The organism is Curtobacterium sp. TXMA1 (genome assembly GCF_020162095.1).
GTDB lineage: Bacteria > Actinomycetota > Actinomycetes > Actinomycetales > Microbacteriaceae > Curtobacterium.
This window is the reverse complement of the sequence record NZ_CP083910.1, coordinates 74153-100942: the sequence shown is the minus strand read 5'-3', so window position 1 is coordinate 100942 and position 26790 is coordinate 74153. Positions and strand designations below refer to the sequence as shown.

Here is a 26790-nt window from a genome sequence, read left to right as displayed (position 1 = left end):
GACCCTCCACGAAAGGGTTTGGACGAGTTCGGAGTCGTTATCTCTCCGTTACAAACTCGGGGGACGGGCTGCTCCGCCGCCCCGCAGCGCTACGCTCCGACCGTGCCCGAGATCATGGAGGTCCGCGACGTGCTCGCGGTGATCCGACCGGCCGTGCTCGCGATGCTGCATCCGCACGAGGCCGCCACCCTGCAGCTGTTCCTCATCGACGCGGGGGACATGGAGCTCACTCCCTTGCAGGACGACGATGTCGTGATCGAGGGCAGCGCGATGGCGCGCTGGCGGATCCGGAGGGAGGACGGCGGCTCGAGCTCGCTGCGGATCGACGGTGGTGTCGACCAGCTCGTCGTCGACGTGCAGAGCGACCTGCAGGACTTCATCGCCGGGAGCCGCCGCACCTGGGGCGAGCTCCGGCCGCTGCCGCCCCGCTGACCGCCCGGCCCCGCTGACCGCTGCCGCCCTTCTCCTTCGCCCGGGTGGCGGTGGAGGGGTACCCGCGTACCGTGCGCCGCATGAGCGATCAGCAGCACGAGAACACCCCGACCGACGGCTCGACGGACGCCCCCGAGCGCGAGTTCCAGCGCACCGAGGACCTGCCCGACGGCTCGTCCACCGGCAACGCGACCGAGGACCCGCAGCAGGACAGCGACGTCGACTCCGGCGGCGAGCCCGAGTCCCCGGACAACGAGCAGGTCTGAGTCGTCCGGCCCGAGCCCTCGCGCTCGGGCCACTCCGACCGGCACCTGACAAGCTCGGAGCATGCAGCACCGCTCCCCGTCGTCATCGCCGGCTGCGGCGACCTCGGCACCGAGGCCGGCCTGCGCTTCGCGGCGCTCGGCCACCCGGTCACCGGACTCCGCCGTCGCGCCGAGCTGGTCCCGTCCCCGATCACGGGGCGGAGCGTCGACCTCCGGCGCGAGGTGCCGTCGATCGACGCGGACACGGGCGTCGTCGTGGTGGCGTTCGCCGCCGGCTCCCGCGACGTCGACGAGTACCGCGCGACCTACGTCGACGGCCTGCAGAACGTGCTCGACGGCATCGACGCGTCCGGCGCATCGCCGCGGGTGGTCGTCGTGTCCTCCACCGCGGTGTACGACGTCGAGGACGGCAGCGAGGTCACGGAAGAGACCCCGGCGCGCGCGGGCACCCCGACCGCGGGTGTCCTGCTCGAGGCCGAGGCACTGCTGCGCGACCGGGCGCCCGGCGCCGTGCTCGTCCGGCTCTCCGGCATCTACGGGCCCGGCCGCGAGCGGCTGATCAACCAGGTGCGGTCCGGGCAGGCCCGGCTGTCGTCCGGCACCTCGCCACACACGAACCGCATCCACCGGGACGACGCCGCGGCAGCACTCGTGCACCTGGCGGGCATCGACGATCCCGCACCGACGTACCTCGGCACCGACGACGAACCGGCCCGGCTCGACGACGTCCTGACGTTCCTGGCCGACGAACTCGGCGTCGAGCGGCCGCCGGCCGCCGAGCCCGAGGGTCGGCAGGCCGGCGGCGACAAACGACTGTCGAACGCCCTGCTCCGGTCGACCAGCTGGGAGCCGCGCTACCCGACCTTCCGCGAGGGCTACCGCGCAGTGCTGGCCGGCGAGGGCACCCGGCACCCGTAGGCCTCCTCGGCCCCGCGGACGCCCCTACGGACGGGATGCACCGAGCGGTGCGCCCATCTGCACCCTGCGCCCGTACCGGTCGAGGCCGTGCCGCGCCTCGACCTCGAGCAGGGACCGGTGGAAGCACGTGACCGGTTCCTCCTCGGCGAAGCCGGCCGTGGCGTAGAACGGCGCGTTCCAGGGAACGTCCGCGTAGGTGCGGAGGGAGATGCGATCGTGGCCGCGAACACGCGCGCGGTCCTTCGCCGATTCCACGAGCGCTCGCCCGAGGCCCCGCCGCGCCCGCGGCGGTCGGACCGAGAGCTGCTCCAGGTGGCAGACGCCCTCCACCTCGAGGACGTGCACGAAGCCGGCGACCTCGCCGTCGACGTCGGCCACGAGCAGGAAGCCGGGCTCCGAGAGTCGTGCACTGCCGTGTGGAGCCGGAGACCAGACCTCGGGGTGGAGACGATCGATCAGCAGCTGGTCGGCATCGTCCTCGATCCGCTGGACGGCGTCCGCGTCGCTCGACCGCGCGGTGCGGATGATCGTCGCCATGCGGCCAGCGTAGGAGGTGCGAGACCGCACTGGCGACGGCCGGGAGGCCCGTGGCTGCTCCGCCACGTCCCTCCCGGCCGCCATCGGTCGCGTCAGCGACGCTCAGTGCTCGTCGTAGTGGTCCTCGTGACGCGCGTGGCGGTGACCGTCGTGCACGAAGTCGACGTGGTCGCCGTGCTCGACGGTCTCGTGCTCGCCGCCGTCCTGCTCGTGGTCGTGGTCAGCGACGTCGTGCTCGGCGACGCGGTGCTCCTCGGCCTCGGCGGCGGGGGTGGTGTTCGGGTCCGACATGGTTCCTCCTCGTGAGATCGGTTCTCACCTGGAGCCTACGTCCCCGCGTCGGTGCTGTCCGGGGCCGTCAGCGTGACCCACTCCTCGTCCTGCACGTACCCGAGCGCGGCGTTCGCACGCCGGATCGCGACGTTGTCGGCCGACCCTCCCGTGCGGAAGCGCCGCACACCCTCGCGCTGCAACGCCAGGACCGACCAGGCCTCGAGCGCCGTGCCGATCCCCCGACCGCGGTGCATCGGGCGGACCACGGTGAAGTCCGTCTCGGCGTCGGCTCCGTCGACATCGACGTAGGTCATCGCGACGAGCGACCCGTCGGCAGCGAACGCTCCGGAGGCGCGACGGACCGCGGTGGGGGTGGCCGCGTCGCGGTCCATCTGTTCGTGCCGGGTCGCGACGCTGCCCGGGTAGTCGTCCGCCGTCAGTCGGTCGAGGGCGAGCACCGCGTCGACGTCGTGGGCTCCGAGCGAGCGGAACACGAGTGCCGGATCGATCGCGGAGACGAACGCGGTCAGCAGGCCGACGTCCAGGCGCTCGGCATCGAGCTGGGCGCCGAACGACCGAGCGCTGACCGACCACCCCTCGCGCTCGAGGCGCTCGCGCCGCGGATCCCCTGCCTGCACGACGACGACGTTCCCCACGCCCCGATCATGGCACGCACCCCGGCCGGGCCGCACCGGCGACGACCACGATGTGTCGGGCTCAGTGCCAGCGGTGGTCCTGGATCGTCATCCGCGGGCCGAACGCCGGCTTCCGGAAGCCCGAGCCTCCGATCAGCCGGACGACCCGCTCGCGGTGCCCACGCCAGGGTTCGAGGAGTTCGAGCATCCCGTCGTCGTCCACCGGGCCGCCGGTCAACGCCCACCCGACGAGCGCCGGCACGTGGTAGTCCCCGACGCTCGGCGAATCAGGGTCCCCGTGCGCCCGCTGCGCCGTCTCGGCGGCGGTCCACTGCCCGATGCCCGGCACCGACTGCAGCCGCTGCGACACGACCGTGCCACCGCGACCGAGCGCCAGCGTCCGCTCGAGCGCCGGCGCGACCTTGACCGCTCGCATCACCGTCGCCGAACGGCCGGGCTCGATGCCGGCCCGGTGCCACTCCCAGCTCGGGATCCGTGCCCACTGCTCGGGGGCCGGCGGGACGAACATCTCCACGGGCACCGGACCGGGCGCCGGTTCGCCGAAACGCCGGAGCAGGTACCGCCACGCACGCCAGGCCTGCCGCGAGGTCACCTTCTGCTCCATGATCGCCGGCACGAGCATCGCCACGACGGTGTTCGTCCGGAGCAGCCGCAACCCCGGCTGTCGGTGTCGCGCCTCGGCCAGGAAGGCGTGCGCGCTGACGTCGAGCTCGGACCAGTCGTCGCCGCGCCCGAGCAGGTCCGGTGCGTGGGTCACCGCCCACGCGGCGCCGTCACCCCACGCGGAGACCGCGATCGTGTCGCTCCCCGCACGGCGGACGAGCACCGAGGCCCCTCCCGTCGGGGTGCGCAGCGCGAGCCACGTGTCGGACCCGACCACCTGGAAGGCGGGGTCGCCGGAGCCGCGCTGCAGGGGCCGGAGGGTCGCGCGGACGTCCACCGCGCCTCCCGGCCGGTACAGGGTGTCCACCCGGCCGACCGCAGCGGTCGCGCCGGACGCCCCGGGTCGCCGACCGGACGCACCGGGTCGACCGGTGGCGGAGGAGGACGGCAGGGACACACGGGGATGGTAATGCCACACCACCGTCAGACATGATGGGGAGGTCCCCGCAACCCGACGACGTTGGAGTCTCCGTGCGCATCGGCATCCTCACCTCCGGAGGCGACTGCCCCGGCCTCAACGCGGTCATCCGCGGCATCGTGCTCAAGGGCATCGCGATCCACGGCCACGAGTTCGTCGGGTTCCGCGACGGCTGGCGGGGCGTCGTCGACGGCGACATCGTGCCCCTCGGCCGCAAGGACATCCAGGGCATCGCCAAGCAGGGCGGCACGATCCTCGGCACGAGCCGCACCAACCCCTTCGAGGGGCCGAACGGCGGCGTCGAGAACATCACGAGGACGCTGGAGCGGCACGGCATCGACGCCATCGTCGCGATCGGCGGCGAGGGCACCCTGGCCGCCGCGAAGCGCCTGACCGACGCGGGCCTGAAGATCGTCGGCGTGCCCAAGACCGTCGACAACGACCTGGGCGCCACCGACTACACGTTCGGCTTCGACACCGCGGTGGCCATCGCGACCGAGGCCATGGACCGACTCCGCACCACCGGCGAGTCCCACTCGCGCTGCATGGTCGCCGAGGTCATGGGTCGGCACGTGGGCTGGATCGCACTGCACTCCGGGATGGCCGCGGGTGCGCACGCGATCCTGATCCCCGAGCAGAAGACGAGCATGGAGCAGATCGCGGCGTGGGTGCGTGCCGCCTACGACCGCGGACGGGCACCGCTCGTGGTCGTCGCCGAGGGGTTCGTCCCGGACCACGAGGACAACGCGCACACCGAGCGCGGGCTCGACGCCTTCGGGCGTCCGCGGCTGGGCGGGATCGGGGAGCGCCTGGCGCCGATGATCGAGGAGATGACGGGCATCGAGACCCGCGCCACGACCCTCGGGCACATCCAGCGCGGTGGGACACCGACCGCGTACGACCGGGTGCTGTCGACGCGGCTCGGGCTCGCGGCGATCGACTCCGTGGTCGAGGGGCGCTGGGGCCGGATGGTCGCGCTCCAGGGCACGGAGATCGTGCACGTGTCGTTCGAGGACGCCCTGGGCGAGCTGAAGACGGTGCCGCAGGCGCGGTACGACGAGGCCGCCATCATGTTCGGCTGACGCCGCAGGCGCGGCCCGGCCCGGTCCGGCCCGCCTGGTCGGAACGGGCGTACCTGGTCGGAACGGGCGTACCTGGTCGGACGGGCGTACCAGGTACGCCCGGTTCCGCCAGGCATCGCAGCTGTTCTGGGAACGAACGAGCATCCGGCCGGGAGGCACGGGGTAGCGTCCGACGCATGACGCGCGCAGTCCTCGTCTCCCGTTCCGCCCCGCCCGCGATCACGCAGGTCGACCTCCCCGACCCCGCCGAGGGCGAGGCCCTCGTCGACGTCACGTACTCGAGCGTGAACTACAAGGACGGGCTCGCCCTGGCGGGCAACCCCGGCGTCGCCCGGGTCGACCCGCTCGTCCCGGGCATCGACGTCGTCGGCACGGTGTCGGCGCTCGGTCCGGGGGTGCACGACGTCGCGATCGGCGACCGGGTGGTGTGCAACGGCGCCGGCCTCGGCGAGACGCGGCACGGCGGGTGGGCGGAGCACGCAGTGGTGCCGAGCGGGTCCCTCGTCGTGCTGCCCGACAGCGTCGAGGACTCCTTCGCGACCGCGATCGGTACGGCCGGCTTCACCGCGATGCTGTCCGTGCTCGCCCTCGAACGCACGGTCTCCCCCGACGACGGTCCCGTGCTCGTGACGGGGGCGTCCGGCGGCGTCGGCACGGTGGCGATCGCGCTGCTCGCCGCCCGCGGGTACCGCGTGACCGCCTCGACCGGTCGGCGGTCGAACGAGGCCTCGCTCCGGGCGCTCGGTGCGTCGGACGTGGTCGACCGTGCGACGATCGCCGAGCTCGGCAAGCCGCTGCAGCGCGCGACCTGGGCCGGCGCGGTCGACAGCGTCGGCGGTGCGACCCTGGCGAACGTGCTCGCCGCGACGAAGTGGGGCGGCGCGGTCACGGCGTGCGGGCTCGCGCAGGACTCCGCGCTGCCGACGACCGTCATGCCGTTCATCCTGCGCGCGGTGTCGCTGCTCGGCATCAACTCGGTCGAGGCTCCCCTGCCGCTGCGTCAGCGGGCGTGGGAGCGACTCGCCACCGACCTCGACCCGGCGCTGCTCGCCGACGTCACCCGCACGGTCGACCTCGAGCACGCGATCGCGGTCGGTGCCGAGGTGGTGGCCGGTCGCGTGCACGGCCGGACGGTCGTCGACCTGCGTCGCTGAGCCTTTCCCTTTCAGGTGATTTCCCGAACGCTTGCCAACTGACACGCTAGGTTTGGCACGCGGAACACCCGAACCTGTGAGGAGCAGCCATGCCGGTACCCAAGTCGTCGGTCGAGTCGTCACCCCGGAAGCTCCTGCGCGACGTCGTGCTCGAGAAGATGCTCGCCGCGATCCAGGACGGCACGCTCCAGGCCGGTGAACGCCTCAACGACGACGAGCTCGTCGCGTGGCTCGGGGTCAGTCGCACGCCCATCCGCGAGGCCATCGCGAAGCTCGTCGACTACGGCCTGGTCGAGATGGAGGCGAACCGGTACACCCGCGTCGCCTCCCCCACGCGCGAACAGTACGACGACGCGTTCCAGCTCCTCTTCGGCTTCGCCGAGCTCGCCGCCCGCTGGGCCGTGCCGAACCTCGACGACGCCGCGCTCAAGCAGCTCGGCAAGCTCCTCGACCAGGCCCGCAAGCACGCGGACGCCGAGGACCGCGCCCTGAACGACGACGTCGACGCGCTCATCGCGTTCCTCGTCGCGCACTCCGGCAACGAGCTGCTCGTCAAGACCGCCGAGGGCATCGTCAACCGCGCGAAGTTCGTCCGCATCGGGCAGCCGGAGTTCGTGTTCTGGGACGTCAAGCACGGGCTCGACTCGTTCCGCGCAGCCGCGAAGGGCCGCGACGGCGAGGCCGCCGGTGCCGTGATCCGCAGCATGTCCCGCGCGATGGCCGAGCACCTGTCGGAGATGCGCGCCGCGCACGCGAACGCCGACGCGACCGCTGACGCCTGACGTTCTCGGGCCGGGGCACCCGACCGGGCAGACTGGTCGCGTGACCGACGTCCTGCTCCGCGCCGAAGCCCTCCGTGTGACCCGCTCCGGACGGGACCTGCTGCACGACGTCTCGCTGACGGTGCGCAGCGGGGAGCACTGGGCGCTGCTCGGTCCGAACGGCGCCGGCAAGTCGACGTTGCTCGCCGTCCTCGGCGCGAACGGGCACCCCACCGCGGGCACCGTCGAGCTGCTCGGCCGGCGGCTCGGGCGGGTGGACGTCCGGGAACTCCGCGAGCACATCGGGCACGTCGACCCGCGGCACCGGATGCTGTCGCCGTTGACGGTCACCGAGACGGTGCTGACCGGGCTCACCGGCACGACCGACCTCATGATGCGGTGGGAGCCGACGCCGGAACAGCTCGAGACCGCCAGGCGGCACGTCGCGGACGTCGGACTCGCGGGCCGCGCCGACGCCCGCTGGCCCGTGCTGTCACAGGGCGAGCGGGGTCGGACGCTCATCGCACGGGCGCTCATGAGCGAACCGCGCCTGCTGCTGCTCGACGAACCGGCGACCGGGCTCGACGTCGCCGCGCGCGAGCACCTGCTCGAGACCGTCGACGCGCTGCGGCAGCGGCACCCGGACCTCGGCAGCGTGATGGTCACGCACCACCTCGAGGACCTGCCCGCGTCGACGTCGCACGCGATGCTGCTGCGCGACGGCGCCGTGGTGGCCCAGGGCCCGGCGGACCAGGTCGTCACGTCCGAGGCGGTGTCGCACGCCTTCGCGTTCCCGCTGGCCATCGAGCGGACCGGGGGCCGCTGGCACGCTCGTCGAGCGCGGTAGCCGCCACGGGCCTCCCGTCCGACCGGTCTCGCCGGCCCCCGCGGGAGGGAGCGGGCGCGCTACGCCGTGGCCGCCGCCGCTGCCCGCGCTGCCGCCGGCAGGGCGTCGAGCACGCGCCCGACGGCCTCGTCGTCGTGCGCTGCCGTGACGAACCACGCCTCGAACACGCTCGGCGGCAGGGTCACACCCTGGTCGAGCATGCTGTGGAAGAACGGCGCGTAGCGGAAGGCCTCCTGCGCGCGCACGTCGTCGTAGTTCCGCGGGGCCTGCTCGACGAACGCGAACGAGAACAGGTTCCCGGCGTGCTGCACGGTGTGCGCGACGCCCTCGGCCGACAGCGCGGCGCTCGTGGCGTCCGCGATCGTCGCAGCGGTGCGGTCCAGGTGCGCGTACACGTCCGGCGTCGCGGCTCGGAGCGTCGCGGTGCCCGCGGCGACCGCGAGCGGGTTCCCGGACAGCGTGCCCGCCTGGTAGACGGGGCCGAGCGGGGCGAGGAAGTCCATGACCTCGCGCCGACCGCCGAGCGCGGCGAGGGGCATGCCGCCGCCGATGACCTTGCCGAAGGTGACGAGGTCGGGCTTCCAGCCGGTGCCCTCGGGGACGGCGCCGGCTGCTTCGAGGCCCCACCACCCGGCCGGGCCGACGCGGAAGCCCGTGAGGACCTCGTCGACGATGAGCAGCGCGCCCTGCGCCCTCGTGATCTCGGCGAGCGCACGGTTGAACCCGGGCTCCGGGGCGAGCACGCCCATGTTCGCGGCGGCGGACTCGACGATCACGGCGGCGATGCGCTCGGAGTGCTCGTCGAACGCGGCGCGGACGGCGTCGAGGTCGTTGTACGGCAGCACCAGGGTCTGCGCGGCGGTCTCGGCGGTGATGCCCGCGCTGCCCGGCAGTGCGAGCGTCGCGACGCCCGAGCCGGCCTCGGCGAGCAGCGAGTCCGAGTGCCCGTGGTAGTGCCCGGCGAACTTCACGAGCAGGTCGCGGCCGGTGTACCCGCGGGCCAGGCGGATCGCGGTCATCGTGGCCTCGGTGCCGGTGGACACCATGCGGAGCTTCTCGATCGGGCCGTCGCCGTCGACCTGCACGCGCTCCTTGACGAGTTCGGCGAGCTCGGTCTCGCCCGGGGTGGACGCCCCGAACGACAGGCCGCGCGACGCTGCCTGCTGCACGGCCTCGACCGTGCCCGGGTGTGCGTGCCCGAGGATCGCGGGACCCCACGAGGCGACGAGGTCGACGTACTGCCGGCCCTCGGCGTCGGTCACGTAGGGCCCGGAGGCGGAGGTCAGGAAGCGCGGGGTGCCGCCGACGGAGCCGTACGCGCGGACGGGCGAGTTCACGCCGCCGGGGATGCTGTCCTTCGCGCGGCCGAACAGTTCGTCGTTGGAGACGGGGAGCGTGGTGGTGGTCATTCGGGGGCCTTCCCGGTCGTGGCGACGCCGGACACCGCCGCGGTGCTGCCGGACGTGCGCAGGCCGGCCTCCTGGTTGAGCTTCCTCGCGATGTCGACCGCGAAGTAGGTCAGGATCGCGTCCGCACCGGCACGCTTGATGCCGACGAGCGCCTCCATCGCGGCGGCGTCGCGGTCGATCCAGCCGTTCTGGGCGGCGGCCGTGATCATCGCGTACTCGCCGGAGATCTGGTAGGCCCAGACGGGGACCTCGGAGACGTCGGCGGTGCGGGCGAGGACGTCGAGGTAGCTCATCGCCGGCTTCACCATGACGATGTCGGCGCCCTCCTCGATGTCGAGCAGCACCTCGCGCAGCCCCTGACGGCCGTCCGCGGCGTCGATCTGGTACGTCCGCCGGTCGCCCTGCAGCGTCGAGGCGACGGCCTCGCGGAAGGGGCCGTAGAACGCGGACGCGTACTTCGCCGAGTACGCCAGCAGTGCGGTACCGCTGTGCCCGGCGGTGTCGAGCGCGTCGCGGGCAGCGGCGATCTGGCCGTCCATCATGCCGCTCATGCAGACCAGCTCTGCGCCGGCCTCGGCCTGGGCGACCGCCATGTCGCGGTAGCGCAGGAGCGTGGCGTCGTTGTCGACCGAGCCGTCGGCAGCGAGCACACCGCAGTGGCCGTGGTCGGTGAACTCGTCGAGACACAGGTCGGACTGCACGACGAGCGCGTCGCCCACCTCTTCCTTCGCGACGCGGATCGCGACGTTGAGGATGCCGTCCGGGTCGGTCGCGCCGGACCCCTCGGCGTCCTTCGACGTCGGGACGCCGAACAGGTTCACACCGCCGACGCCCTGCTCAGCAGCCTCGTTCAGGGCACGGCGGAAGGAGTCGAGCGAGTGCTGCTGCACGCCCGGCATGCTCGAGATGTCGATCGCGTCGGTGGCGCCCTCGCGGATGAACATCGGCAGCACGAGCTCGGCGGGGTGGATCCGCGTCTCGGCGACGAGGCGTCGCATGGCGGGGGTGGCGCGCAGCCGACGGGGGCGGACCTGCGGGAAGCGTCCGGTCACGATGACCTTCCTGTTCTGGGGTTCGGGTGGAGGGTCTCGACGACGGCGTCGAGCAGGGCTTCGGCGGACCGACCGGCGGCCACGACGTGTACGGGGAGTCCCGCGGCACGGGCGGCGTCGGCGGTGGACGGTCCGATGCACGCGACGTGCGTGCGCGGGTCGAGCGGGGTCATCCGCGCTGCGACCTGTCGGGCGACGCTCCCGCTCGTCACGAGCACGGCGTCCGGCGGGGGGTCGAGGACGATCGGGTCTCCGCCCGTCCCCACGGTACGGTACGCCACCACCTCCGACACGACGATCCCACGGGCGCGCAACCGGTCGATGAGGGTGGTCGCGGCGATCTCGGAGCGTGGAAAGAACACGGGCCTGCCATCGGCCGGCAGGGCTGCGGCCAGTCCGGCTGCGGACTCGTCGTCCGGTACGAGGTCGACGGGCCAGCCCGCCTCGCGCGCGGCACGGGCGGTCGCCTCGCCGACGCAGGCGACACGGACCCCGGCCGGGAGGCGCGGCACGCGCCCGGCGACCACGCGCACGGCCGTCGCACTGGTCACCACGAGCCAGGCGGCCCCGGTGCCGGCCCCGTCGGGACGCACGCGTTCCGTGGGAGACGCGTCGCGCCTCCCGACCGCTGTGCCGTCCACGGTCGCAGCCGCTGCGCCTTCGGCGGACGAGCCCGCTGCGTCGGCGAACCGGGCGAGGGCCGCGTCGAGCGCTGCCGCGTCGGCGGGCGGGGCGTCCGTGATGAGCGGGACGATGACGGGCTCGAGCCCGCGCTCCCGCGCCGCCGCGGCGACGGCGTCGCCCCACGCACCGCCGCGTGGGACGAGGACGACCGGGGGCCGTGCCTCGTCCGCGACGCGAGCGGTGTCGTCCGTGGTGACCGCCTACGCCGTGGTGGTCGTGGAGCCGTCGTCCGCCGGCTGCTCGGCCGCGGGGGTGGCCAGACCGGGCCCGGCGGAGTGGTCGCCCTCGGCAGGGGCCGCGGACACGGATGACGCCAGGTCCGCCAGCTCGGCGGCACCGTTCTCGAGCAGTTCGGCGGCGACGCGTCCGGCCACCTCGAGTGCCTCGTCGAGACGGTCCTGTGCGGAGCCGTCCAGGTGCGCTGCGTGCGACGCCGTGCGGTACTCGGAGCCGTCCGGGCGGTAGACCGTCGCGGAGACGAGCAGGAGTTCGGCGTCGACGACCGCGGTCGCACCGATCGGGGCGGAGCAGCCGGCCTCGAGCTTCGCGAGGACCTCGCGCTCGGCCGTCACGGTCAGGCGCGTCGGGGCGTGGTCGAGCTTGCGGAGCGCGGCGAGCAGGTTCCTGTCCGTCTCGTCCGCCCGGATCTCGACCGCGAGCGCACCCTGGCCGGGAGCGCTCGGCCAGAAGCCGAGGTCGAGGAGCTCCGTCGCCGCGCTGAGCCGGTCGATCCGGCCGAGCCCGGCGGCGGCCAGCACGACCGCGTCGAGGTCGTCGTCCACGCGCCCGAGGCGGGTGTCGATGTTGCCCCGGATGTCGATCACGTCGAGGTCGGGACGCTTCGCCTTGAGCTGCGCGACGCGGCGGGGCGAGCCCGTGCCGACCTTCGCGCCCTCGGGCAGGGTGTCCACCGTCGCGCCGTTCCGCGCGACCAGGACGTCACGGGCGTCGGCACGCTTCGGCACCGACGCGATCGTGAGTCCCTCGTACGGAGCGGTCGGCAGGTCCTTCAGCGAGTGCACGAGCACGTCGACCTCACCCGCGACCAGGGCCTCGCGCAGGGCACTGGCGAAGACGCCGGTGCCGCCGAGGCTGGCCAGGGACGCACGGTTCGTGTCGCCCTCGCTCGTCACCGTGACGAGCTCGACCGGGCGTCCCGCAGCCTTGGCCAGGCGGTCGGCCACGTCCTGCGACTGCGCGACCGCGAGCCGGCTGGCACGGGTGCCGAGCCGGATCGGGGCCGGGCCGTCGGCCGGGGTCGACGCGGTCGTGTCGCTCGTGACCGTCTCGGTCGTGTCCGGTCCGCCGTCGGCCGTCGTTCGGTGGCCGTCCGTCACGGAGCGACCCCGGCAGCGGCCGGCTTGAACCCGGCGCGCACGTTCTCGCAGCAGCCCGGGCGGCACACGTCGTACCAGGGGCCGATGTCGGTCAGGTGCGGACGCTCGCTGGTCGGGGTGCCGTTGACGCGCTCGAGCACCAGGTCGACGAGTCCGGCGACGTAGGCCGGGTCGACGCCCGGCGTCTGCGTGCGGAGCGACCAGAAGCCGAGCTCGCCCGCGGTCTCGGTCGCCTCTTCGTCGAGGTCCCACATGACCTCCATGTGGTCGCTCACGAAGCCGAGCGGCACGATGAGCACCGCGCGGGTCGGGCCGCCCTTGAGCTCCTCGTTCATGTAGTCGTTGATGTCGGGCTCGAGCCACGGCTGCGTCGGCGGGCCGGAGCGCGACTGGTAGACGAGCTTCCACGCCGGCTTCGACGTGCCCTGCAGGTGGGCGAACTCCGGCTGCTCGAGCAGCTCGGTCCACGCCTGCTCGAGGACGACCTCACCCACGGCCAGGTGCTGCGCCTCGTACGCGCCGTGCTCGTCGAATCCGCGGTAGTCCGGGCCGGACTTCGCCGCGTCGGTCGACGGGATCGAGTGCGTCGAGAACAGGATGCGGAGCTCGGTCGCGACGTCGAGGCCCTCGTTCTCGCGGATCGCACGGGCCATGCCGTCACGGACACCGTCGACGAACGGGCGCACGAAGCCCGGGTGGTCGAAGAACTGCCGGACCTTGTCGACCTGGATCGTGTCGATCAGGCCGGTCTCGGTGAGCACGCGGGCGTAGTCCTCGCGGTACTGCCGGCAGCTCGAGAACGACGAGTAGGCGCTCGTCGCGATGGCGATGAGCTTGGTGTAGCCCTTGTCGGCTGCCTCGGTGAAGGCCTCTTCGAGGTAGGGCGCCCAGTTCCGGTTGCCCCAGAGCACCGGCATGTCGATGCCGCGCTTCGCGAGCTCGCCCTCGAGCGCGGCCTTGAGCGCGCGGTTCTGGGCGTTGATCGGGCTCACGCCGCCGAAGTGGCGGTAGTGGTGCGCCACCTCCTCCAGGCGCTCGTCCGGGATCCCGCGGCCGCGCGTGACGTTGCGGAGGAAGGGGATGACGTCGTCCTGGCCCTCGGGGCCGCCGAAGCCGGCGAGCAGGATCGCGTCGTACGCGGTCGGGACCTCGACGTGTTCGGGGCCGTCCGCCGCGGCAGCAGTTGCGGCGAGGACCTTGCCCTGCCCGTTCGTGATCTGGCTGGTGTCGGTCACGACAGCACCTCCGGCAGTTCGGCGGTCGTCACCCGACGACCGGTGAAGAAGGGGACCTCCTCGCGCACGTGCAGGCGCGCCTCGGTGTAGCGCAGGTCGCGCATGAGGTCGACGAGGTCGACGAGCTCGGGGCTCTCGAGCGGCAGGATCCACTCGTAGTCGCTGAGCGCGAAGGTCGCGATGGTGTTCGTCAGCACGCGTCGGTACTTCGCGCCGGCGATGCCGTGGTCGCGGAGCATCTTCGAGCGTTCTTCTTCCGGCAGGAGGTACCACTCGAAGGACCGGACGAACGGGTACACCGTGATCCAGGCCTCGGGGTCCTTACCGCGCAGGAACGCCGGCGTGTGGCGCTTGTTGAACTCGGCCTCGCGGTGCATCGCCATCGCGTGCCACACCGGCTCGGCGTCCTGGAACAGGGCCGTGCGGCGGACGTCGCGCAGCGCCGCCTGGATCGCCTGCGCGTCGTCGCCGTGCAGCCAGATCATGACGTCCGCATCGGCGCGGAAGCCGGAGACGTCGTAGAAACCGCGGATGGTGACGCCGGCGTCGGCCGCACGGGCCACGGCGGCGTCCAGCTCGGCGACGGCGTCGTCACCGACGCGGTGGATCGGTCCGAGCGGCCGACGGAACACGGCCCAGAGCGCGTACGCGGTGAGCAGGTTCGGGTCGATCCCGCTCGCCGGGTCGGTCTCGTGCGCCGAACCGGCGCCGTGCGCTGCGGCACCGGCGGCGGCGTTGTCGGGGACGTTCTCGTGCGGGGCTGCGTGCACGTCGGAGCTCATGGTTCCTCGTCTTGTCGGTTGCCTGGGTCGTGGCTGCGCGCCGCTTCCGGAGGACCACCGATCAGAGGCGGTCTACCGCCGTCGGAGCACCGCTACGACGATACTCCCGACCACCGCCACACCGGCTGCGAGCCCGGCCAGGTAGGGCACCGGCTTCTCGTCGATCCCCTGCTTGACCTTCGACGCGGCGATGCCGAGCTGCTTCGGCACGTTGAGCTTGTCCTCGATCGCGTCGAGCGTCTCGAACAGCTGCGTGCGGGTCGCAGCGACGCGGTTCGCCAGGTCGTCGTGCTGGTCGGTCACAGGGGTCCTCCGGTGGGGGTGTCGGTCGTCCCGCTCAGGAGCGGGTGATCCGGTCGTGCTGGCCGGGCTTGTTGCCCAAGCCCTTCACGGCGTTGATGTCGTCCTTGACGCTGTCGATCGTGCGCTTCGGCGTGAGGGGCAGGCCCTTCTTGAAGCGCTTCCAGCCGACGAACCCGAGGATGCCGGCGACGATCAGCATGACGACGGCGAGCAGCAGGGCGGCGAGCCACGCCGGCATCACGGTCGCGAGGCCCATCACGGCGGCGGTCAGCAGCACGCCGATCGCGTAGAGCACGATGACGAGCGCGCCGATGAGGAGCCCGGCAGCGAGTCCGAAGACCTTCGCCTTGGCGATCATCTCGGCCTTCAGCAGGTCGATCTCGCCCTTGACGAGGTTCTTGACCAGCTTCGGGATGTCCCCGACCAGACCGAACAACGATCGCGACTTGCGGTCGCGGGTGTCGGTCATGAGGAGGCGGCGTCCTTCTTCTGGCTGACCTTGCGGACGACCTTCTTGGTCTGCTCACCGACGAACTCGGCCACGTCCGGGCCCTTGTCCTGGATGAACTCCTCGGCCTGGTGCACGCCCTTCTGGACGTTGCCGTTGTTCCAGATCTTGCCGCTGACGGTCTTGATCTGCTCGTACCGCGCCCGTCCGGCTCGCGATCCCAGGACGTACCCGAGTGCGGCGCCGGCGACGAACAGGAGCTTGCCTCGCATGTGCGATCCTCCGTTGTTGAGGGTGTGCGGTGGTCATGCGCCGAACGGAATACGTCCGGCGTTCATCCACAGTAGCCCTCGGGTGCTCCCCGGTCCGCTCAGGATCCCAGGATGCGTGCAGCGGACGTCCGGGCAGCGGCGACGATGCCGGCCAGGCCGCGGCCGGAGGAGGTCTCCCCGATGCCGACGACGCCCTCGGCCAGGCCCGCGGCGGTCAGGTCGGGCCCGTACCAGCGCACCCGGGCGGCACCGAGCACACGGTCCGCCGTCACGGGGACGCCGAGCAGGGCGGTGGCGTCGCGGGTGGCGCGGGTCCCGACGGCGTCGTCCGGGTCGACCGGGAGGCTCGTCCCCGTCCCCGCCGGTCCCGTCGCGTCGGCGTCCGGTCGTGTCGCGCCGCCGCTCACGTCGTCCCGGCGGCTCGCGTCGTCCTCGGGCCGCGTCGCGTAGCTCAGCCGCAGGACGTGCCGCCCGGACGCGGCCTCGGCGAGCCACGGCCACTTCACGGTCGCGTGCGTGAGCGCCTTCGCCCGGACCCCCTCGGCGTCGGGGTGCACGAGCATCCCGGTGCCACGGGGCCCGGCGTCGAGCTCCGGCTGGTCGACCACGAGCGTCACGAGCTCGATGCCCGTGCGGTCGGGTGCCGCCGTGCGGGTCGGGTCGGCGGTCGAGGCGAGGACGTGCTGGGCCGGCAGGCGCTCCCGGGAACCGTCCGCGCGCTCGGTCTCGACGGCGAAGCGCTCGATCGCGGTGGCGCGGGTGGCGAGGCGGACGTCGACGCCGTAGGTCGTCACGTCGGCCACGAGCTCGTCGACGAGCCGGGCGATCCCCCCGCGGATGCCCTGGACCGCCGACCCCGCGGTGGCGCGGGACCGCAGGGCGAGCACGGCGCGGGCGAGGGATCCCTCGCGCTGCAGCGCCGCACGGAGCCCGGGGGCCACGCGGTCGGGGTCGAGCTGGTCCGGGTGGGTGGAGTAGACACCGCCCGCGACCGGGACGACCAGGTCGTCGAGCACGCGCTCCCCCATGCGCTTCCGCACGAGGGCGCCGAGCGACTGCGCGCGGGCACCGACCGGCGAGGGCAGCAGCGAGTCCATCTGCGCGCGGAGTCCGCCGCCCTGACCGACCACCGCGAGGACGTCGGCGGCCATCGGGCTCCCCGGGATCCCGAGGAACCCGGTCTGCGGGATCGGGGCCGTCCGGCCGTCGCGGGTCATCAGCCACGCACCGCGCGGGTCGGGCGACACGACGTCGTTCCCCAGCCCGAGCTCGATCGCGAGCCGCTCGACGGCGTCGGTGCGGGTCGCGAAGGACTCCGCCCCCAGGTCGAGGTCGATCCCGGCGACGGTGTGCCGCCGGATCATTCCGCCCAGGCGGTCCCCGGCCTCGACGAGCACGACGTGCGCGCCGCCCTTCGCCAGGTCACGGGCGGCGACCAGTCCGGCGACCCCGCCGCCGACCACGACGACGTCGGTCACGCCGCGGCTCCCGTCCCGTCGCCCTTGCCGTCGCCGAGCCCGTGGAGCAGCTCGACCACGCGCGTGAGCACGGTGGGGTCGGTCTCCGGCGGGACACCGTGCCCGAGGTTGACCACGTGTGCCCGGGCCGCACCACCACGACGGACGACGTCGCGGACGTGGGCCTCGAGCACCTCCCACGGGGCGGCGAGCATCGCGGGGTCGATGTTGCCCTGCACGGTGACCCCGGTGCCGACGCGGCGGACGGCCTCGTCGAGCGGGACACGCCAGTCGACGCCCACGGCATCGACGGCGACGGTGTCGGCCGGGTCGCCCAGCGTGGTCATCTCGTGCAGGACCTCGCCGCTGCCGACGCCGAAGTGGATGCGCGGGACGCCGAGGTCGGCCACGTGCGACAGGGCCGTCGCCGAGTGCGGTGCGACCGAAGCGACGTAGTCGGTGCGGGACAGCGAACCGACCCACGAGTCGAAGAGCTGTGCGGCCGACGCACCGGCAGTGACCTGCGCCCGGAGGAACGCTCCGGAGACGCCGGCGGCCCAGTCGAGCAGGCGCGCCCAGGTCTCCGGGTCGCTGTGCATCAGCGTGCGGGCGCGGATGTGGTCCTTCGAGGGGCCGCCCTCGACCAGGTACGCGGCGAGGGTGAACGGCGCCCCCGCGAACCCGATGAGCGGGGTGTCCCCGAGCTCGGCGACGGTGCGCTGCACGGCCTCGGTGATCGGCGCGAGGGCCGCGGGGTCGAGCGGGGCGAGCGCGTCCACGTCGGCCGCCGTGCGGATCGGGGAGCCGAGCACGGGACCGCGACCGGGGACGATCTCGACGTCCACACCGGCGAGCTTGATCGGCACGACGATGTCGCTGAAGAAGATGCCGGCGTCGACCCCGTGCCGACGGACGGGCTGCAGGGTGATCTCCGACGCCATCGCCGGGTCGAGGCACGCGTCGAGCATCGCCGTCCCGACCCGCAGCTCCCGGTACTCCGGCAGCGACCGACCGGCCTGCCGCATGAACCACACCGGCAGCGTCTCCGGACGGTCCCCGCGCAGCGCCCGGACGAGCGGCGAACCCGACGTCCTGCCGGTCACGAGCGGGTGGCTGTCGGGCAGGGCTGCTGGTGCGGCGGTGGTCACGCCACGATCATCCCATCCGTGGCCGGACACGAGCCCCTCGTACGCGCTGCGCGACCGCACAGTCTGCTGTGCACGCGGAGGGCGAACAGCCGGTCGGCCGAGCGCGAGTTACGATGGAAGACGTGCTCATCTGTCTCACGGCGTCGCACCGCAACGCCAGCTTCGACCTCCTGGAGCGACTGAGCATCGGCGCACCGACCGCCGCGAGCCGTCTGGTGACGGACTCCGACGTGCTCGACGGAGCCGTCGTCCTCGCCACCTGCAACCGCTTCGAGGCCTACCTCGACATCGCGGGCGACGACCGCGACTCCGCCGTTTCGGCCACCGTCGACGCCGTCGCCACCGCCAGCGACCTCGTGCCCGCCGAGGTCCTCGACTCCGTCAGCGTGCTCGGCGGCGGGGACGTCGTGCAGCACCTGTTCGCCGTGTCGAGCGGCCTCGAGTCCGTCGTGGTCGGTGAGACCGAGATCTCCGGGCAGGTCCGCCGAGCGCTCGAGGACGCCCGCGCGAACGGCACCACCACCTCCGACCTCGAGCGCCTCTTCCAAGAAGCGGCGCACACCTCCCGCGGCGTGAAGACCCGCACACGCATCGGCGCGGCCGGTCGCTCGCTCGTCCGACTCGGACTCGAGCTCGCCTCGTCGCGCATCACCGACTGGGCGCAGACCCGCGTGCTGCTCGTCGGCACCGGCAGCTACGCCGCCACGACCATCGCGGCCCTGCGCGACCGCGGTGCCGCGAACATCCAGGTCTTCTCGCCCTCCGGCCGCGCACCGTGGTTCGCCGCGAAGCACGACCTCGTCGCCGCGACCGACCTGCGCCGGGCCATCGGCTCGAGCGACGTCGTCATCACCTGCACCTCGAGCGAGGTGCCGGTCGTCGAACCGGCCGACCTCGACGACGGCCAGCGCCGCATCGTCATCGACCTCGGGCTCCCCCGCAACGTGGACCCGGACGCCGCCGGCGTCGAGGGCGTCGAGCTCCTCGACCTCGAGACGATCAGCATCCACGCACCGATCGCCGAGCTGAACGCCGAGTCCGAGGCCCGCCAGATGGTCGACGACGCGGTGTCGCGCTTCCGGGCGCAGGCGCTCGAGCAGTCGACGACACCGGCGCTCGTGGCCTTCCGCAAGCACGTCTTCGACATCCTCGACGACGAGATCGACCGCGCGAAGCGCCGTGACGCCGACCCGGAGTCCGTCGAGCAGACCGAGCGGGCGCTCCGGCACCTGGTCGGCGTCCTGCTGCACCGCCCGTCGGTCCGCGCCCGCGAGCTCGGTCGCGCCGGTCGCGGCGAGGAGTTCGTCGGGGCGCTCGACGCCCTGTTCGGCGTGCACCCGGAACCCGAGGCGGAGCTGCCGTCGCCGATCGTGCCGCTCGCGGAGCGCACCGCGCCCGAGCGGGCCGCGACGGACCGCGCCGACGAGGCGGACGCGAGCTGAGCCTCCCGTCCGACCGTCCCCGGACACTGCGTGTCAGCGCGCTGCTGCTGGTCCGTGACCGCCGGGTCTTGATGGTGCGCGCCCGCGGGCGCGACGTGCTCTACCTGCCCGGCGGCAAGGCGGAGCCGGACGAGACCGACGTGCAGGCCGCGATCCGCGAGGCACGCGAGGAGACCGACCTGCGCCTGACCGAGGCGGACCTCGAACCGTTCGGCACGGTCACCGAGGCCGCGCACGGCCAGGGCGAGGGCACCATGGTCGCGATGACCCTGTTCCGGGTCCGGCCGGGAGGCGCGACCGACGCCGCCTCGCCCGTCGCCTCCGCAGAGGTGGACGAGGTGGAGTGGGTCACCTCGGCGGACGCGGACCGGTGTCCGCCGGCGGGCGTCGAGACGCTCCGCCGGCTGGTCGCCGCCGGTCTCGTCGACTGAGGATCCGGACAGCGTCCTCCGATCGCCCCTGGTGCCTCACTCGTCCTTGTCGACGTAGTGACCGGTCTCACCGTCCGTGGTCGGTTCGGCCTCACCCGGGATGTCCGACTCGACGTACTCACCCGTGTCAGCGCCCGGAGCGCCCTGGGGCCGCGTCTCGCCCGGGATGTCGCTGGAGACGAACTCCCCGGCGGGTTCGTGCGACTCGACGCGGTGTTCGCCCGGGATCTCGCTGTCCGTGAAGGCTCCGGCGCGGGGCTCGACGCCGTCCGCCCGTCCCTCGTCTCCGCGTGCCTGCTCGTGCTTGCCTGCCATGTTCCGACCTCCGTCGCTCGTGTGCCTGGCTGTGCCGCGAGTGTGCCCGGGACGACTGGACGCTCCCCGAGTCCCGCGGGCCGGGTCGGGTGTTGCGTCGGGGCATGCACCGCAGCACACGTTCACCCATCGTCCTCGTGAGCACCGGGATCGTGCTCGCTCTCGCGCTCTCCGGCTGTTCGTCGGGCGGTCCGGACGACGCAGCGACGCCGACCGCCACCGAGACCGTGACGGCGACCCCGTCTGCGTCCTCCTCGTCCGTCGCCTCGTCCGTCCCGTCGTCGGGCTCGGCCTCGTCCTCGTCGGCGTCCGGTGGCTCGGCGAGCGGTGGGTCGGGGGCCGCCGGCGAGCGGTGTGCGACCGGGTCGCTCACCGGCAGCATCGAGCCCGGCAGCGGTGGCGCCGCCGGCAGCACGATCGTGCACCTCGCACTCCGCAACACCGGCTCCACGACCTGCACGCTGCAGGGCTGGCCGGGGGTGTCCTTCGTCGGCGGCGGCTCGGGCGAGCAGATCGGCGCGGCAGCCACCCGCGACGAGTCGTCGGCGCACCCGACCGTGACGCTCGCACCCGGCGCGACGGCCGTTGCACCACTGAAGATCACCCAGGCGGAGGACTACCCGACGGCGAAGTGCGACCCGGTGGCCGCCGACGGGTTCCGCGTGTACCCGCCCGGGTCGACCGAGTCGCTGTTCGTGCGCGACGCCGGTGTGACCGCGTGCCGGTCCACCGATGCGGGGTTGCTGAACGTGCAGGGGCTCGTGCCTGAGGGGCAGGCGGCGGCCTGAGTGCACGCCGAGCACGGCGGCGCGGCCCGGACGCCGCGACGGGCGGTCACCTCACAGGGTGACCGCCCGTCGCCGGTGCTCGTGCGTGTGTCCCGTCAGACGGCGCGGCGGTCGTCGTCGCGGTCGTCCGACTTGTGGACGCCGGCCTTCGCGATGCCGCGGCTGAGGATGTAGGCCACCGTCACGAGGGCGACGTACGACCACGCCTTGTCCGCGCCGAAGCCCTGGCCGTCGTCGCCGTTGTCCACCACGGCCGACGCGATCAGGATCGCGATCGACACCACGAGCCAGGCGTAGAACTCCGTCGTCTTCGTGGCGGCCTTGGTCTCGGTCCACGTGCGACGGACGACGGAGTCGTGCCGGGCGGTGGTTCCTGCTGCGTTCGTCATGCTGATCCTCCTCGTCGTGCCCACCGAGTGGTCCCGGTGGATCGCCCTGCACGGTTGTCGTACCTGGTTGACTACTTCCACGGTTAGGACGTTCAGCGCAGCGTGGCAGGATGCTGGCCGCGGACATCGGACAGTCGAGGGGCACAACATGGACGAGAACGGACGGATCCCGGCACGACCCCACCTGCCGACGCGCCCGAGGACCGCTGCGGGGGCCGAGGCGATCGCGGAGCTCGAGGCGCTGGGCGAGAGCGTGCACGAGGCCGACGACGAGGCTCTCCGGAAGCTCGACCTCCGCTCGACGGACGCCCTGGCACTGCTGCACGTGGTGCAGGCGGCCGCGGCCGACCGACCGCTCAGCCCCACCGCACTCGCGGCGCGCCTCGGGATCACGACCGCCGCGGTGACGAAGCTCGTCGACCGCCTGAGCCGTGCCGGGCGCGCCGAGCGGCGTCCGAACCCGCGGGACCGCCGGGGCATCGTCGTCATCCCGTCGGCCGACGCCGCGGCGGACCTCGAGCAGGCCTACGGGCACATCACGTCGCCCCTCGTGCAGGTCGTCGACGAGCTGTCGGACGCCGAGGCCGAGGTCGTCGCCCGGTTCGCGAGGCGCCTCGGGCTGGCGATCCGGCTCGGCCTCTGAGCGTCGCGCTCGGTCAGCGGTACGAGGGGGCGTGCACGACCTCGAGCACCTCGGTGCCGAGGGTCCGCAGGGCCTCCACGACCGCCAGACGGCGCTGGAGATCTGCGTCGTCGAACGTCACCGTGACCGCGTAGCTCACCGACGAACCCGGTCCGCGCAGGATGCCCGCCTCGGCCCGGACTCCCGTCGACGACCCCGTGACGACGACCGCCTGCAACCCGTGGTCGAGCGCCCGGTGCGCGAGCGGGTCGAGACCGAAGGCGCCGGCGACCAGGCTGAGGTCGCTCGCCAGGGAGAGCCACCCGAGCACCCGGTTGGACACCGGTTCGTCCACGACCTCGCCGAGCGCCAGGCCGCGCATGAGCCAGGCGAGCTCGCCGGCGGGTGCGACCGACGCGTCCGGGGCGTCGTCAGGGCCCCTGCGGTCCCGGACCCGGTCGATCAGCGCGGTCCGCTCGATGCCGAGCGCCTCGGCACGCTCGCGCACGGCGTCGATGCCGACGGCGGAGAGCAGCGCGTTCGTGGCCCAGGCGTCCGCCGAGGCCCCGACGAGCGTCGCGAGGTCCGGGACCTGCATGGTCGACTCCTGCAGGAACTGCCAGAGGCCGGCGCCGGTCGCGGTGTCCCGGGCCATCCGCTGCAAGCGGTCGCCGTGCAGGCGACCGTCCTCGAGCTGGGCGGCCGTCTCGATGAGGAGCAGCACCCGGCCGAGACTCGCCACCGGCTGGACGAGCGTGTCGTCCACGGCGAGCAGGGCCTTGCCGGTCGAGGTGTCGATGACCGAGGCGCTGACGGACGCACCGTCCCGCGCCAACGCACCCAGTGCCTCCAGTCCGGCGCTGAACCGCTCGTCCGCGCCACCGCGGTGGCGGCCACGCACACGGGCGCCGTCCGCGGCGTCGACGTGGTGTCGACGCCGCGGACGGCGGGACGGGCCGGTGTCGGCCCCCTGCTCCGCGCTCGGATCGGACGACGGAGCCGCGTCCGGCTCGGTCATCACCAGATCGCGACGCGCTCGGCCGGGTCGAGGTACATCGCGTCCGACTCGGTGACGCCGAAGGCCTCGTAGAAGCCGTCGATGTTCCGCACGATCTGGTTGCAGCGGAACTCGTTCGGCGAGTGCGGGTCGATGCTCAGCAGGCGCGCCGCTTCTTCCGGGCGGATCGCCATCCGCCAGGCCTGCGCCCAGCTGAGGAAGAAGCGCTCGGCGCCGGACAGGCCATCGACGACCGGGGGTTCCTGGCCGCCGAGGGAGAGCAGGTACGCCTTCCAGGCGATCGAGAGACCGCCGAGGTCACCGATGTTCTCGCCGATCGTCAGGGCGCCGTTCACGTGCCCGTCCGGCACCTCGGTCGGCACGAGGGCGTCGTACTGCGCGATGAGGGCCTTCGTGCGCTCCTCGAACGCCTGGCGGTCGGCCTCGGTCCACCAGTTCTGCAGCCGGCCGTCGCCGTCGTACTGCGAGCCCTGGTCGTCGAAGCCGTGGCCGATCTCGTGCCCGATGACAGCACCGATCGCGCCGTAGTTCGCGGCCGCGTCACGCGAGGCCTCGAAGAAGGGGAACTGCAGGATCGCCGCGGGGAACACGATCTCGTTGAAGCCCGGGTTGTAGTAGGCGTTGATCGTCTGCGGGGTCATGAACCACTCGTCGCGATCGATCGGCTTCCCGATCTTGCCGAGCTCGCGGTCGACCTGGAAGCTCGCAACGGCGCGGACGTTGCCGATCAGGTCGTCGGGGCTGACCGACAGCGCCGAGTAGTCGCGCCACTTGACCGGGTAGCCGATCTTCGGCGTGAACTTGTCGAGCTTGTCGAGGGCGCGGGCGCGGGTCTCGTCGGTCATCCAGTCGAGCGCGGTGATGCTCTGCCGGTACGCCTCGACCAGGTTGGCGACGAGGTCGTCCATCTCGGCCTTGGAGGTCTCGTCGAAGTGCTCCTGGACGTAGATGCGGCCGACGGCCTCGCCCATGGCGCCCTCGACCAGCGAGACGCCGCGCTTCCAGCGCTCGCGCTGCTTCGGGGCGCCCGTGAGCGCCGTGCCGTAGAACGAGAAGTTGGTCGCGGACATCGCGCTCGTCAGGTACGCGGCGGACCCGCGGATGACCTGCCAGCGCAGCCAGTCCTTCCACGCGTCGAGCGGCTGCGAGCGCAGGAGCTCGGCGAGCCCGGTGACGAACGACGGCTCGCGCACGACGACGGTCTCGAACGCGCCGGCCGGCGCACCGATCGCCTGCCACCACAGGCGCAGGTCGGCGCCGTTCGCCAGCGCCGTGACCTCGTCCCAGGCCATCTTGTTGTAGGTCTTCTGGCTGTCGCGGGTCGTCACGTTGTCCCAGTGCACCGCGGCGAGCGCCGTCTCCAGCGCGATGACCGCCTCGGTGCTCTGCCCGGCGTCGGCGAAGCCCGCGAGCGGGAACATCGACGCGACGAACTCGCGGTACTTCGCCCGGATGTCGGCGAAGCGCTCCTCGCGGTAGTACGACTCGTCCGGCAGGCCCAGGCCGGACTGCTCGAGGAACACGACGTACGACTCCGGGTCACCCGGGTCGTTGTCGACGAAGAGCTGGATGAACCCGGGCAGGCCCAGACGCTCGAAGCGGCCGACCATCGCGATGACGTCGTCGGTCGTCTCGACGGCGTCGATCTCGCCGAGCAGCGGGTCGATCGGGCCGGTGCCGAGTGACTCGAGCCGTTCCTCGTCGGTGAAGGACGTGTAGAGGTCACCGACCTTGCGCTCCTCGGTGCCGGGCTCGGCCTGCTGCGAGCGCTCGACGATCGCGCGCACGGCGACCTCGGCGTCCTCGGCGAGCACCGTGAACGAGCCGTACCGGGCCTTGTCGTCGGGGATCGGCGTCTCGGCGATCCACGTCCCGTTCACGTGCCGGTAGAGGTCGTCCTGCGGGCGGACGTCCGGGTCGAGCTCGTCGGTGTGGATCCCTGAGGTGCGTGCGACGTCGGTCATGCGCTCCACGATAGCCACCGGTCCCCGGTCGGGACGGAGACCGGACGCCCCGATGACGCACCCGTGGTTCGAGACCCGCGCCGGGATCGTGCAGAGTGCAGGCATGAGTGACCGCACCACGACGGCCAAGGGCCTGCGTCCCGGCGCCGTCGGCCTGGTCGGCAGCATCGTCGTCGGGCTGTCGTCGACCGCGCCGGCGTACAGCCTGGCGGCGAGCCTCGGCCTGGTCGTGGCGAGCGGGGGCGTGCTGCTCGCCGGGGTCAAGGCGCCGGCCGTCCTGCTGCTCGCGTTCGTCCCGATGTGGATGATCGCGGTCGCGTGCAAGGAGCTGAACCGCCTCGACCCGGACTGCGGGACCACCTTCACGTGGGTGACCCGCGCGTTCGGGCCGGTCGCCGGGTGGATGGGCGGCTGGGGCATCATCGCCGCGGACGTCATCGTCATGGCGAACCTGGCACAGGTCGCCGGGTCGTACGGGTTCACCTTCGTCGGCACGATCACCGACGACCCGGCGATCGCGGCGCTCGGGCACGACGTGCTCTGGTCCACCGTGGCCGGTGTCGCGTGGATCGGCGTCATGACCGTCGTCTGCCACCTCGGCGTGGAGGTCTCGGCGCGGCTGCAGGTCGGGCTGCTCGCCGTCGAGGTCCTGGCGCTGCTCGTCCTCGCGGGCGTCGCTGCGGTCCGGGTGATCACCGGGACCGGGGCACCGACGTCGTCGACGCCCTCGCTCGACTGGCTCTGGCCGGGCGGACTGGACCTCGGGTCGGTGGTGGCCCCGGCGATGCTCACCGCGCTGTTCATCTACTGGGGGTGGGACACCGCGCTCTCCCTCAACGAGGAGACGACCGATCCGCGCCGGACGCCGGGTCGGGCAGCGGTCACGAGCACCGTCCTCCTGCTGGTCGTGTACGTGCTCGTCGCGACCGCCACGATCGCCTTCGCCGGGGTGGGCACGGACGGCATCGGGCTCGGCGCGCCGGGCAACGCCGACGACGTCTTCGCGGCGATCGCACCCACGCTCTTCGGCCCCTCCGTCCTCGGGCACGCGGCCACGGCGTTGCTCGCGTTCGCGATCCTCACCTCGGCAGCGGCCTGCACGCAGACGACGATCCTGCCGACCGCCCGGACGGCGCTCTCGATGGCCGCCCACGGTGCGCTGCCCCGGCGCTTCGCCCGGGTGCACGAGCGCTTCCGCACCCCGACGTGGTCCACGTGGGGCATGGGGATCGCCTCGGCAGCCTGCTACGTGCTGTGCACGATCGTGTCCGGTGACCTGCTCAGCGCACTCATCGGCTCGGTCGGCCTGCTGATCGCCGCCTACTACGCGCTCACGGGCTTCGCGTGCGTCTGGGTCTTCCGGAGGACGCTGTTCGACCGTGCGCGGAACCTCCTCGTGCGCGGGGTGCTGCCGCTCGTCGGTGGCGCTTCGCTGGCCCTCACGTTCGGCTACGGGCTCGCGCAGTTCGCGCGACCCGACTGGCTGCAGGACGACGGCGGCCACGACGTCACCGTCCTCGGGGTCGGTGCGGTCGCGGTCGTGGGGGTCGGGTCGATCGCCGTCGGTGTCGTGCTGATGGTCGTCCAGCGCTTCCGCGCACCGTCCTTCTTCGTCGGACGCCCCGTCGCAGGACCTGCAGCCGGGAAGGACGGCGCGGCGCAGCACGTGGGCCGATGATGACTACAG

General features: G+C 72.9%; 31 protein-coding genes. 12 read left to right on the top strand and 19 right to left on the bottom strand.

Annotation, left to right across the window (positions count from 1 at the left end):
• The first annotated feature begins 102 nt into the window (after positions 1 to 102).
• The 3 genes from LCG91_RS00530 (at position 103) to LCG91_RS00520 (ending at position 1616) form a co-directional block, all read left to right on the top strand.
• A complete protein-coding gene (locus tag LCG91_RS00530) occupies positions 103 to 432 on the top strand; it encodes a hypothetical protein (RefSeq protein WP_224442110.1) in 330 nt (109 codons plus the stop codon).
• An 80-nt stretch (positions 433 to 512) separates the two neighbouring features.
• Positions 513 to 698, top strand: coding sequence for a hypothetical protein (locus LCG91_RS00525; RefSeq protein WP_224442109.1), 186 nt, complete (start codon positions 513 to 515; stop codon positions 696 to 698).
• A 45-nt stretch (positions 699 to 743) separates the two neighbouring features.
• Entirely contained in the window at positions 744 to 1616 is an 873-nt protein-coding gene (locus LCG91_RS00520; RefSeq protein ID WP_224443181.1) for an NAD-dependent epimerase/dehydratase family protein, read from the top strand.
• Between the two features lie 24 nt (positions 1617 to 1640).
• Here LCG91_RS00520 and LCG91_RS00515 read toward each other — a convergent pair whose 3' ends face one another.
• From LCG91_RS00515 to LCG91_RS00500, 4 genes are all read right to left on the bottom strand, one after another.
• Complete coding sequence (locus LCG91_RS00515; protein ID WP_224442108.1) at positions 1641 to 2153, bottom strand: GNAT family N-acetyltransferase; 513 nt, start codon at positions 2151 to 2153, stop codon at positions 1641 to 1643.
• Positions 2154 to 2255: 102 nt separating this feature from the next.
• Positions 2256 to 2444: a hypothetical protein gene (locus tag LCG91_RS00510; RefSeq protein ID WP_058750533.1), complete on the bottom strand. Its 189-nt coding sequence runs from the start codon at positions 2442 to 2444 to the stop codon at positions 2256 to 2258.
• A gap of 35 nt (positions 2445 to 2479) precedes the next feature.
• Entirely contained in the window at positions 2480 to 3082 is a 603-nt protein-coding gene (locus LCG91_RS00505) for a GNAT family N-acetyltransferase (RefSeq protein WP_224442107.1), read from the bottom strand.
• A gap of 61 nt (positions 3083 to 3143) precedes the next feature.
• The gene (locus tag LCG91_RS00500; RefSeq protein ID WP_411955845.1) at positions 3144 to 4052 is read right to left on the bottom strand and encodes a DNA-3-methyladenine glycosylase family protein; all 909 of its coding nucleotides are present in this window, start codon (positions 4050 to 4052) and stop codon (positions 3144 to 3146) included.
• Between the two features lie 164 nt (positions 4053 to 4216).
• On the opposite strand from LCG91_RS00500, the gene LCG91_RS00495 reads away from it, so the two are divergent.
• The 4 genes from LCG91_RS00495 (at position 4217) to LCG91_RS00480 (ending at position 8007) form a co-directional block, all read left to right on the top strand.
• Positions 4217 to 5245, top strand: coding sequence for a 6-phosphofructokinase (locus tag LCG91_RS00495; protein ID WP_058729356.1), 1029 nt, complete (start codon positions 4217 to 4219; stop codon positions 5243 to 5245).
• 176 nt (positions 5246 to 5421) lie between these two features.
• The gene (locus tag LCG91_RS00490; protein WP_224442106.1) at positions 5422 to 6399 is read left to right on the top strand and encodes an MDR family oxidoreductase; all 978 of its coding nucleotides are present in this window, start codon (positions 5422 to 5424) and stop codon (positions 6397 to 6399) included.
• Between the two features lie 89 nt (positions 6400 to 6488).
• Entirely contained in the window at positions 6489 to 7181 is a 693-nt protein-coding gene (locus LCG91_RS00485) for a GntR family transcriptional regulator (protein WP_058729358.1), read from the top strand.
• A gap of 40 nt (positions 7182 to 7221) precedes the next feature.
• Positions 7222 to 8007, top strand: coding sequence for an ABC transporter ATP-binding protein (locus LCG91_RS00480; protein ID WP_224442105.1), 786 nt, complete (start codon positions 7222 to 7224; stop codon positions 8005 to 8007).
• A gap of 59 nt (positions 8008 to 8066) precedes the next feature.
• On the opposite strand, the gene hemL is transcribed toward LCG91_RS00480, so the two are convergent.
• The 11 genes from hemL to hemE form a co-directional block, all read right to left on the bottom strand.
• On the bottom strand, positions 8067 to 9416 hold the full coding sequence (gene hemL / locus LCG91_RS00475) for a glutamate-1-semialdehyde 2,1-aminomutase (RefSeq protein ID WP_058729360.1): 1350 nt from the start codon (positions 9414 to 9416) through the stop codon (positions 8067 to 8069).
• Entirely contained in the window at positions 9413 to 10468 is a 1056-nt protein-coding gene (gene hemB / locus LCG91_RS00470) for a porphobilinogen synthase (protein WP_224442104.1), read from the bottom strand. Before hemB ends, hemL begins: the two co-directional genes overlap by 4 nt.
• The gene (locus tag LCG91_RS00465) at positions 10465 to 11061 is read right to left on the bottom strand and encodes a uroporphyrinogen-III synthase (protein ID WP_411955817.1); all 597 of its coding nucleotides are present in this window, start codon (positions 11059 to 11061) and stop codon (positions 10465 to 10467) included. The genes hemB and LCG91_RS00465 overlap by 4 nt, the downstream gene beginning before the upstream one ends.
• Before the next feature lie 291 nt (positions 11062 to 11352).
• Positions 11353 to 12387, bottom strand: coding sequence for a hydroxymethylbilane synthase (gene hemC, locus LCG91_RS00460; RefSeq protein ID WP_058729381.1), 1035 nt, complete (start codon positions 12385 to 12387; stop codon positions 11353 to 11355).
• Between the two features lie 98 nt (positions 12388 to 12485).
• Entirely contained in the window at positions 12486 to 13724 is a 1239-nt protein-coding gene (locus LCG91_RS00455) for a ferrochelatase (RefSeq protein ID WP_224442102.1), read from the bottom strand.
• A complete protein-coding gene (hemQ, locus tag LCG91_RS00450; protein ID WP_224442101.1) occupies positions 13721 to 14506 on the bottom strand; it encodes a hydrogen peroxide-dependent heme synthase in 786 nt (261 codons plus the stop codon). Before hemQ ends, LCG91_RS00455 begins: the two co-directional genes overlap by 4 nt.
• 72 nt (positions 14507 to 14578) lie before the next feature.
• Positions 14579 to 14809, bottom strand: a complete 231-nt coding sequence (locus LCG91_RS00445) for a DUF3618 domain-containing protein (RefSeq protein ID WP_058729362.1) — start codon at positions 14807 to 14809, stop codon at positions 14579 to 14581.
• Between the two features lie 34 nt (positions 14810 to 14843).
• Positions 14844 to 15278, bottom strand: a complete 435-nt coding sequence (locus LCG91_RS00440) for a phage holin family protein (RefSeq protein WP_058749147.1) — start codon at positions 15276 to 15278, stop codon at positions 14844 to 14846.
• On the bottom strand, positions 15275 to 15529 hold the full coding sequence (locus tag LCG91_RS00435) for a hypothetical protein (RefSeq protein ID WP_058729364.1): 255 nt from the start codon (positions 15527 to 15529) through the stop codon (positions 15275 to 15277). Before LCG91_RS00435 ends, LCG91_RS00440 begins: the two co-directional genes overlap by 4 nt.
• Positions 15530 to 15627: 98 nt before the next feature.
• On the bottom strand, positions 15628 to 17007 hold the full coding sequence (locus LCG91_RS00430) for a protoporphyrinogen/coproporphyrinogen oxidase (protein ID WP_318010445.1): 1380 nt from the start codon (positions 17005 to 17007) through the stop codon (positions 15628 to 15630).
• A complete protein-coding gene (gene hemE, locus LCG91_RS00425) occupies positions 17004 to 18134 on the bottom strand; it encodes a uroporphyrinogen decarboxylase (protein WP_224442100.1) in 1131 nt (376 codons plus the stop codon). The genes LCG91_RS00430 and hemE overlap by 4 nt, the downstream gene beginning before the upstream one ends.
• Positions 18135 to 18256: 122 nt before the next feature.
• On the opposite strand from hemE, the gene LCG91_RS00420 reads away from it, so the two are divergent.
• On the top strand, positions 18257 to 19576 hold the full coding sequence (locus LCG91_RS00420; RefSeq protein WP_224442099.1) for a glutamyl-tRNA reductase: 1320 nt from the start codon (positions 18257 to 18259) through the stop codon (positions 19574 to 19576).
• Complete coding sequence (locus LCG91_RS00415; protein ID WP_224443178.1) at positions 19573 to 20007, top strand: NUDIX hydrolase; 435 nt, start codon at positions 19573 to 19575, stop codon at positions 20005 to 20007. Before LCG91_RS00420 ends, LCG91_RS00415 begins: the two co-directional genes overlap by 4 nt.
• A gap of 36 nt (positions 20008 to 20043) precedes the next feature.
• Here LCG91_RS00415 and LCG91_RS00410 read toward each other — a convergent pair whose 3' ends face one another.
• On the bottom strand, positions 20044 to 20322 hold the full coding sequence (locus tag LCG91_RS00410) for a hypothetical protein (RefSeq protein WP_224442098.1): 279 nt from the start codon (positions 20320 to 20322) through the stop codon (positions 20044 to 20046).
• A 104-nt stretch (positions 20323 to 20426) separates the two neighbouring features.
• Here LCG91_RS00410 and LCG91_RS00405 point away from each other — a divergent pair, with 104 nt between their 5' ends.
• Complete coding sequence (locus LCG91_RS00405) at positions 20427 to 21110, top strand: DUF4232 domain-containing protein (RefSeq protein WP_224442097.1); 684 nt, start codon at positions 20427 to 20429, stop codon at positions 21108 to 21110.
• A 95-nt stretch (positions 21111 to 21205) separates the two neighbouring features.
• Here LCG91_RS00405 and LCG91_RS00400 read toward each other — a convergent pair whose 3' ends face one another.
• Positions 21206 to 21499, bottom strand: coding sequence for a hypothetical protein (locus LCG91_RS00400; RefSeq protein WP_224442096.1), 294 nt, complete (start codon positions 21497 to 21499; stop codon positions 21206 to 21208).
• A gap of 148 nt (positions 21500 to 21647) precedes the next feature.
• Between LCG91_RS00400 and LCG91_RS00395 the strand changes: the two genes are divergently transcribed.
• On the top strand, positions 21648 to 22142 hold the full coding sequence (locus LCG91_RS00395) for a MarR family winged helix-turn-helix transcriptional regulator (RefSeq protein ID WP_224442095.1): 495 nt from the start codon (positions 21648 to 21650) through the stop codon (positions 22140 to 22142).
• 13 nt (positions 22143 to 22155) lie between these two features.
• Here LCG91_RS00395 and LCG91_RS00390 read toward each other — a convergent pair whose 3' ends face one another.
• Together LCG91_RS00390 and LCG91_RS00385 are read right to left on the bottom strand one after the other, a co-directional pair.
• Positions 22156 to 23139 carry a serine hydrolase gene (locus LCG91_RS00390; RefSeq protein WP_224442094.1) on the bottom strand — a complete coding sequence of 328 codons (984 nt, stop codon included), beginning with the start codon at positions 23137 to 23139 and terminating at the stop codon, positions 22156 to 22158.
• Entirely contained in the window at positions 23139 to 25103 is a 1965-nt protein-coding gene (locus LCG91_RS00385) for a M13 family metallopeptidase (RefSeq protein ID WP_224442093.1), read from the bottom strand. Before LCG91_RS00385 ends, LCG91_RS00390 begins: the two co-directional genes overlap by 1 nt.
• Before the next feature lie 103 nt (positions 25104 to 25206).
• Between LCG91_RS00385 and LCG91_RS00380 the strand changes: the two genes are divergently transcribed.
• Entirely contained in the window at positions 25207 to 26781 is a 1575-nt protein-coding gene (locus tag LCG91_RS00380) for an APC family permease (protein ID WP_224442092.1), read from the top strand.
• Positions 26782 to 26790: the final 9 nt, after the last annotated feature.

Coding starts and splice junctions, on each gene's coding strand:
- LCG91_RS00525 (WP_224442109.1), top strand. CDS start 513: ATGAGCGATCAGCAGCACGAGAACACCCCGACCGACGGCTCGACGGAC.
- LCG91_RS00400 (WP_224442096.1), bottom strand. CDS start 21,499: ATGACGAACGCAGCAGGAACCACCGCCCGGCACGACTCCGTCGTCCGT.
- LCG91_RS00490 (WP_224442106.1), top strand. CDS start 5,422: ATGACGCGCGCAGTCCTCGTCTCCCGTTCCGCCCCGCCCGCGATCACG.
- LCG91_RS00390 (WP_224442094.1), bottom strand. CDS start 23,139: ATGACCGAGCCGGACGCGGCTCCGTCGTCCGATCCGAGCGCGGAGCAG.
- LCG91_RS00395 (WP_224442095.1), top strand. CDS start 21,648: ATGGACGAGAACGGACGGATCCCGGCACGACCCCACCTGCCGACGCGC.
- LCG91_RS00385 (WP_224442093.1), bottom strand. CDS start 25,103: ATGACCGACGTCGCACGCACCTCAGGGATCCACACCGACGAGCTCGAC.
- LCG91_RS00410 (WP_224442098.1), bottom strand. CDS start 20,322: ATGGCAGGCAAGCACGAGCAGGCACGCGGAGACGAGGGACGGGCGGAC.
- LCG91_RS00485 (WP_058729358.1), top strand. CDS start 6,489: ATGCCGGTACCCAAGTCGTCGGTCGAGTCGTCACCCCGGAAGCTCCTG.
- LCG91_RS00405 (WP_224442097.1), top strand. CDS start 20,427: ATGCACCGCAGCACACGTTCACCCATCGTCCTCGTGAGCACCGGGATC.
- hemL (WP_058729360.1), bottom strand. CDS start 9,416: ATGACCACCACCACGCTCCCCGTCTCCAACGACGAACTGTTCGGCCGC.
- LCG91_RS00435 (WP_058729364.1), bottom strand. CDS start 15,529: ATGCGAGGCAAGCTCCTGTTCGTCGCCGGCGCCGCACTCGGGTACGTC.
- LCG91_RS00440 (WP_058749147.1), bottom strand. CDS start 15,278: ATGACCGACACCCGCGACCGCAAGTCGCGATCGTTGTTCGGTCTGGTC.
- LCG91_RS00515 (WP_224442108.1), bottom strand. CDS start 2,153: ATGGCGACGATCATCCGCACCGCGCGGTCGAGCGACGCGGACGCCGTC.
- LCG91_RS00510 (WP_058750533.1), bottom strand. CDS start 2,444: ATGTCGGACCCGAACACCACCCCCGCCGCCGAGGCCGAGGAGCACCGC.
- LCG91_RS00380 (WP_224442092.1), top strand. CDS start 25,207: ATGAGTGACCGCACCACGACGGCCAAGGGCCTGCGTCCCGGCGCCGTC.
- hemQ (WP_224442101.1), bottom strand. CDS start 14,506: ATGAGCTCCGACGTGCACGCAGCCCCGCACGAGAACGTCCCCGACAAC.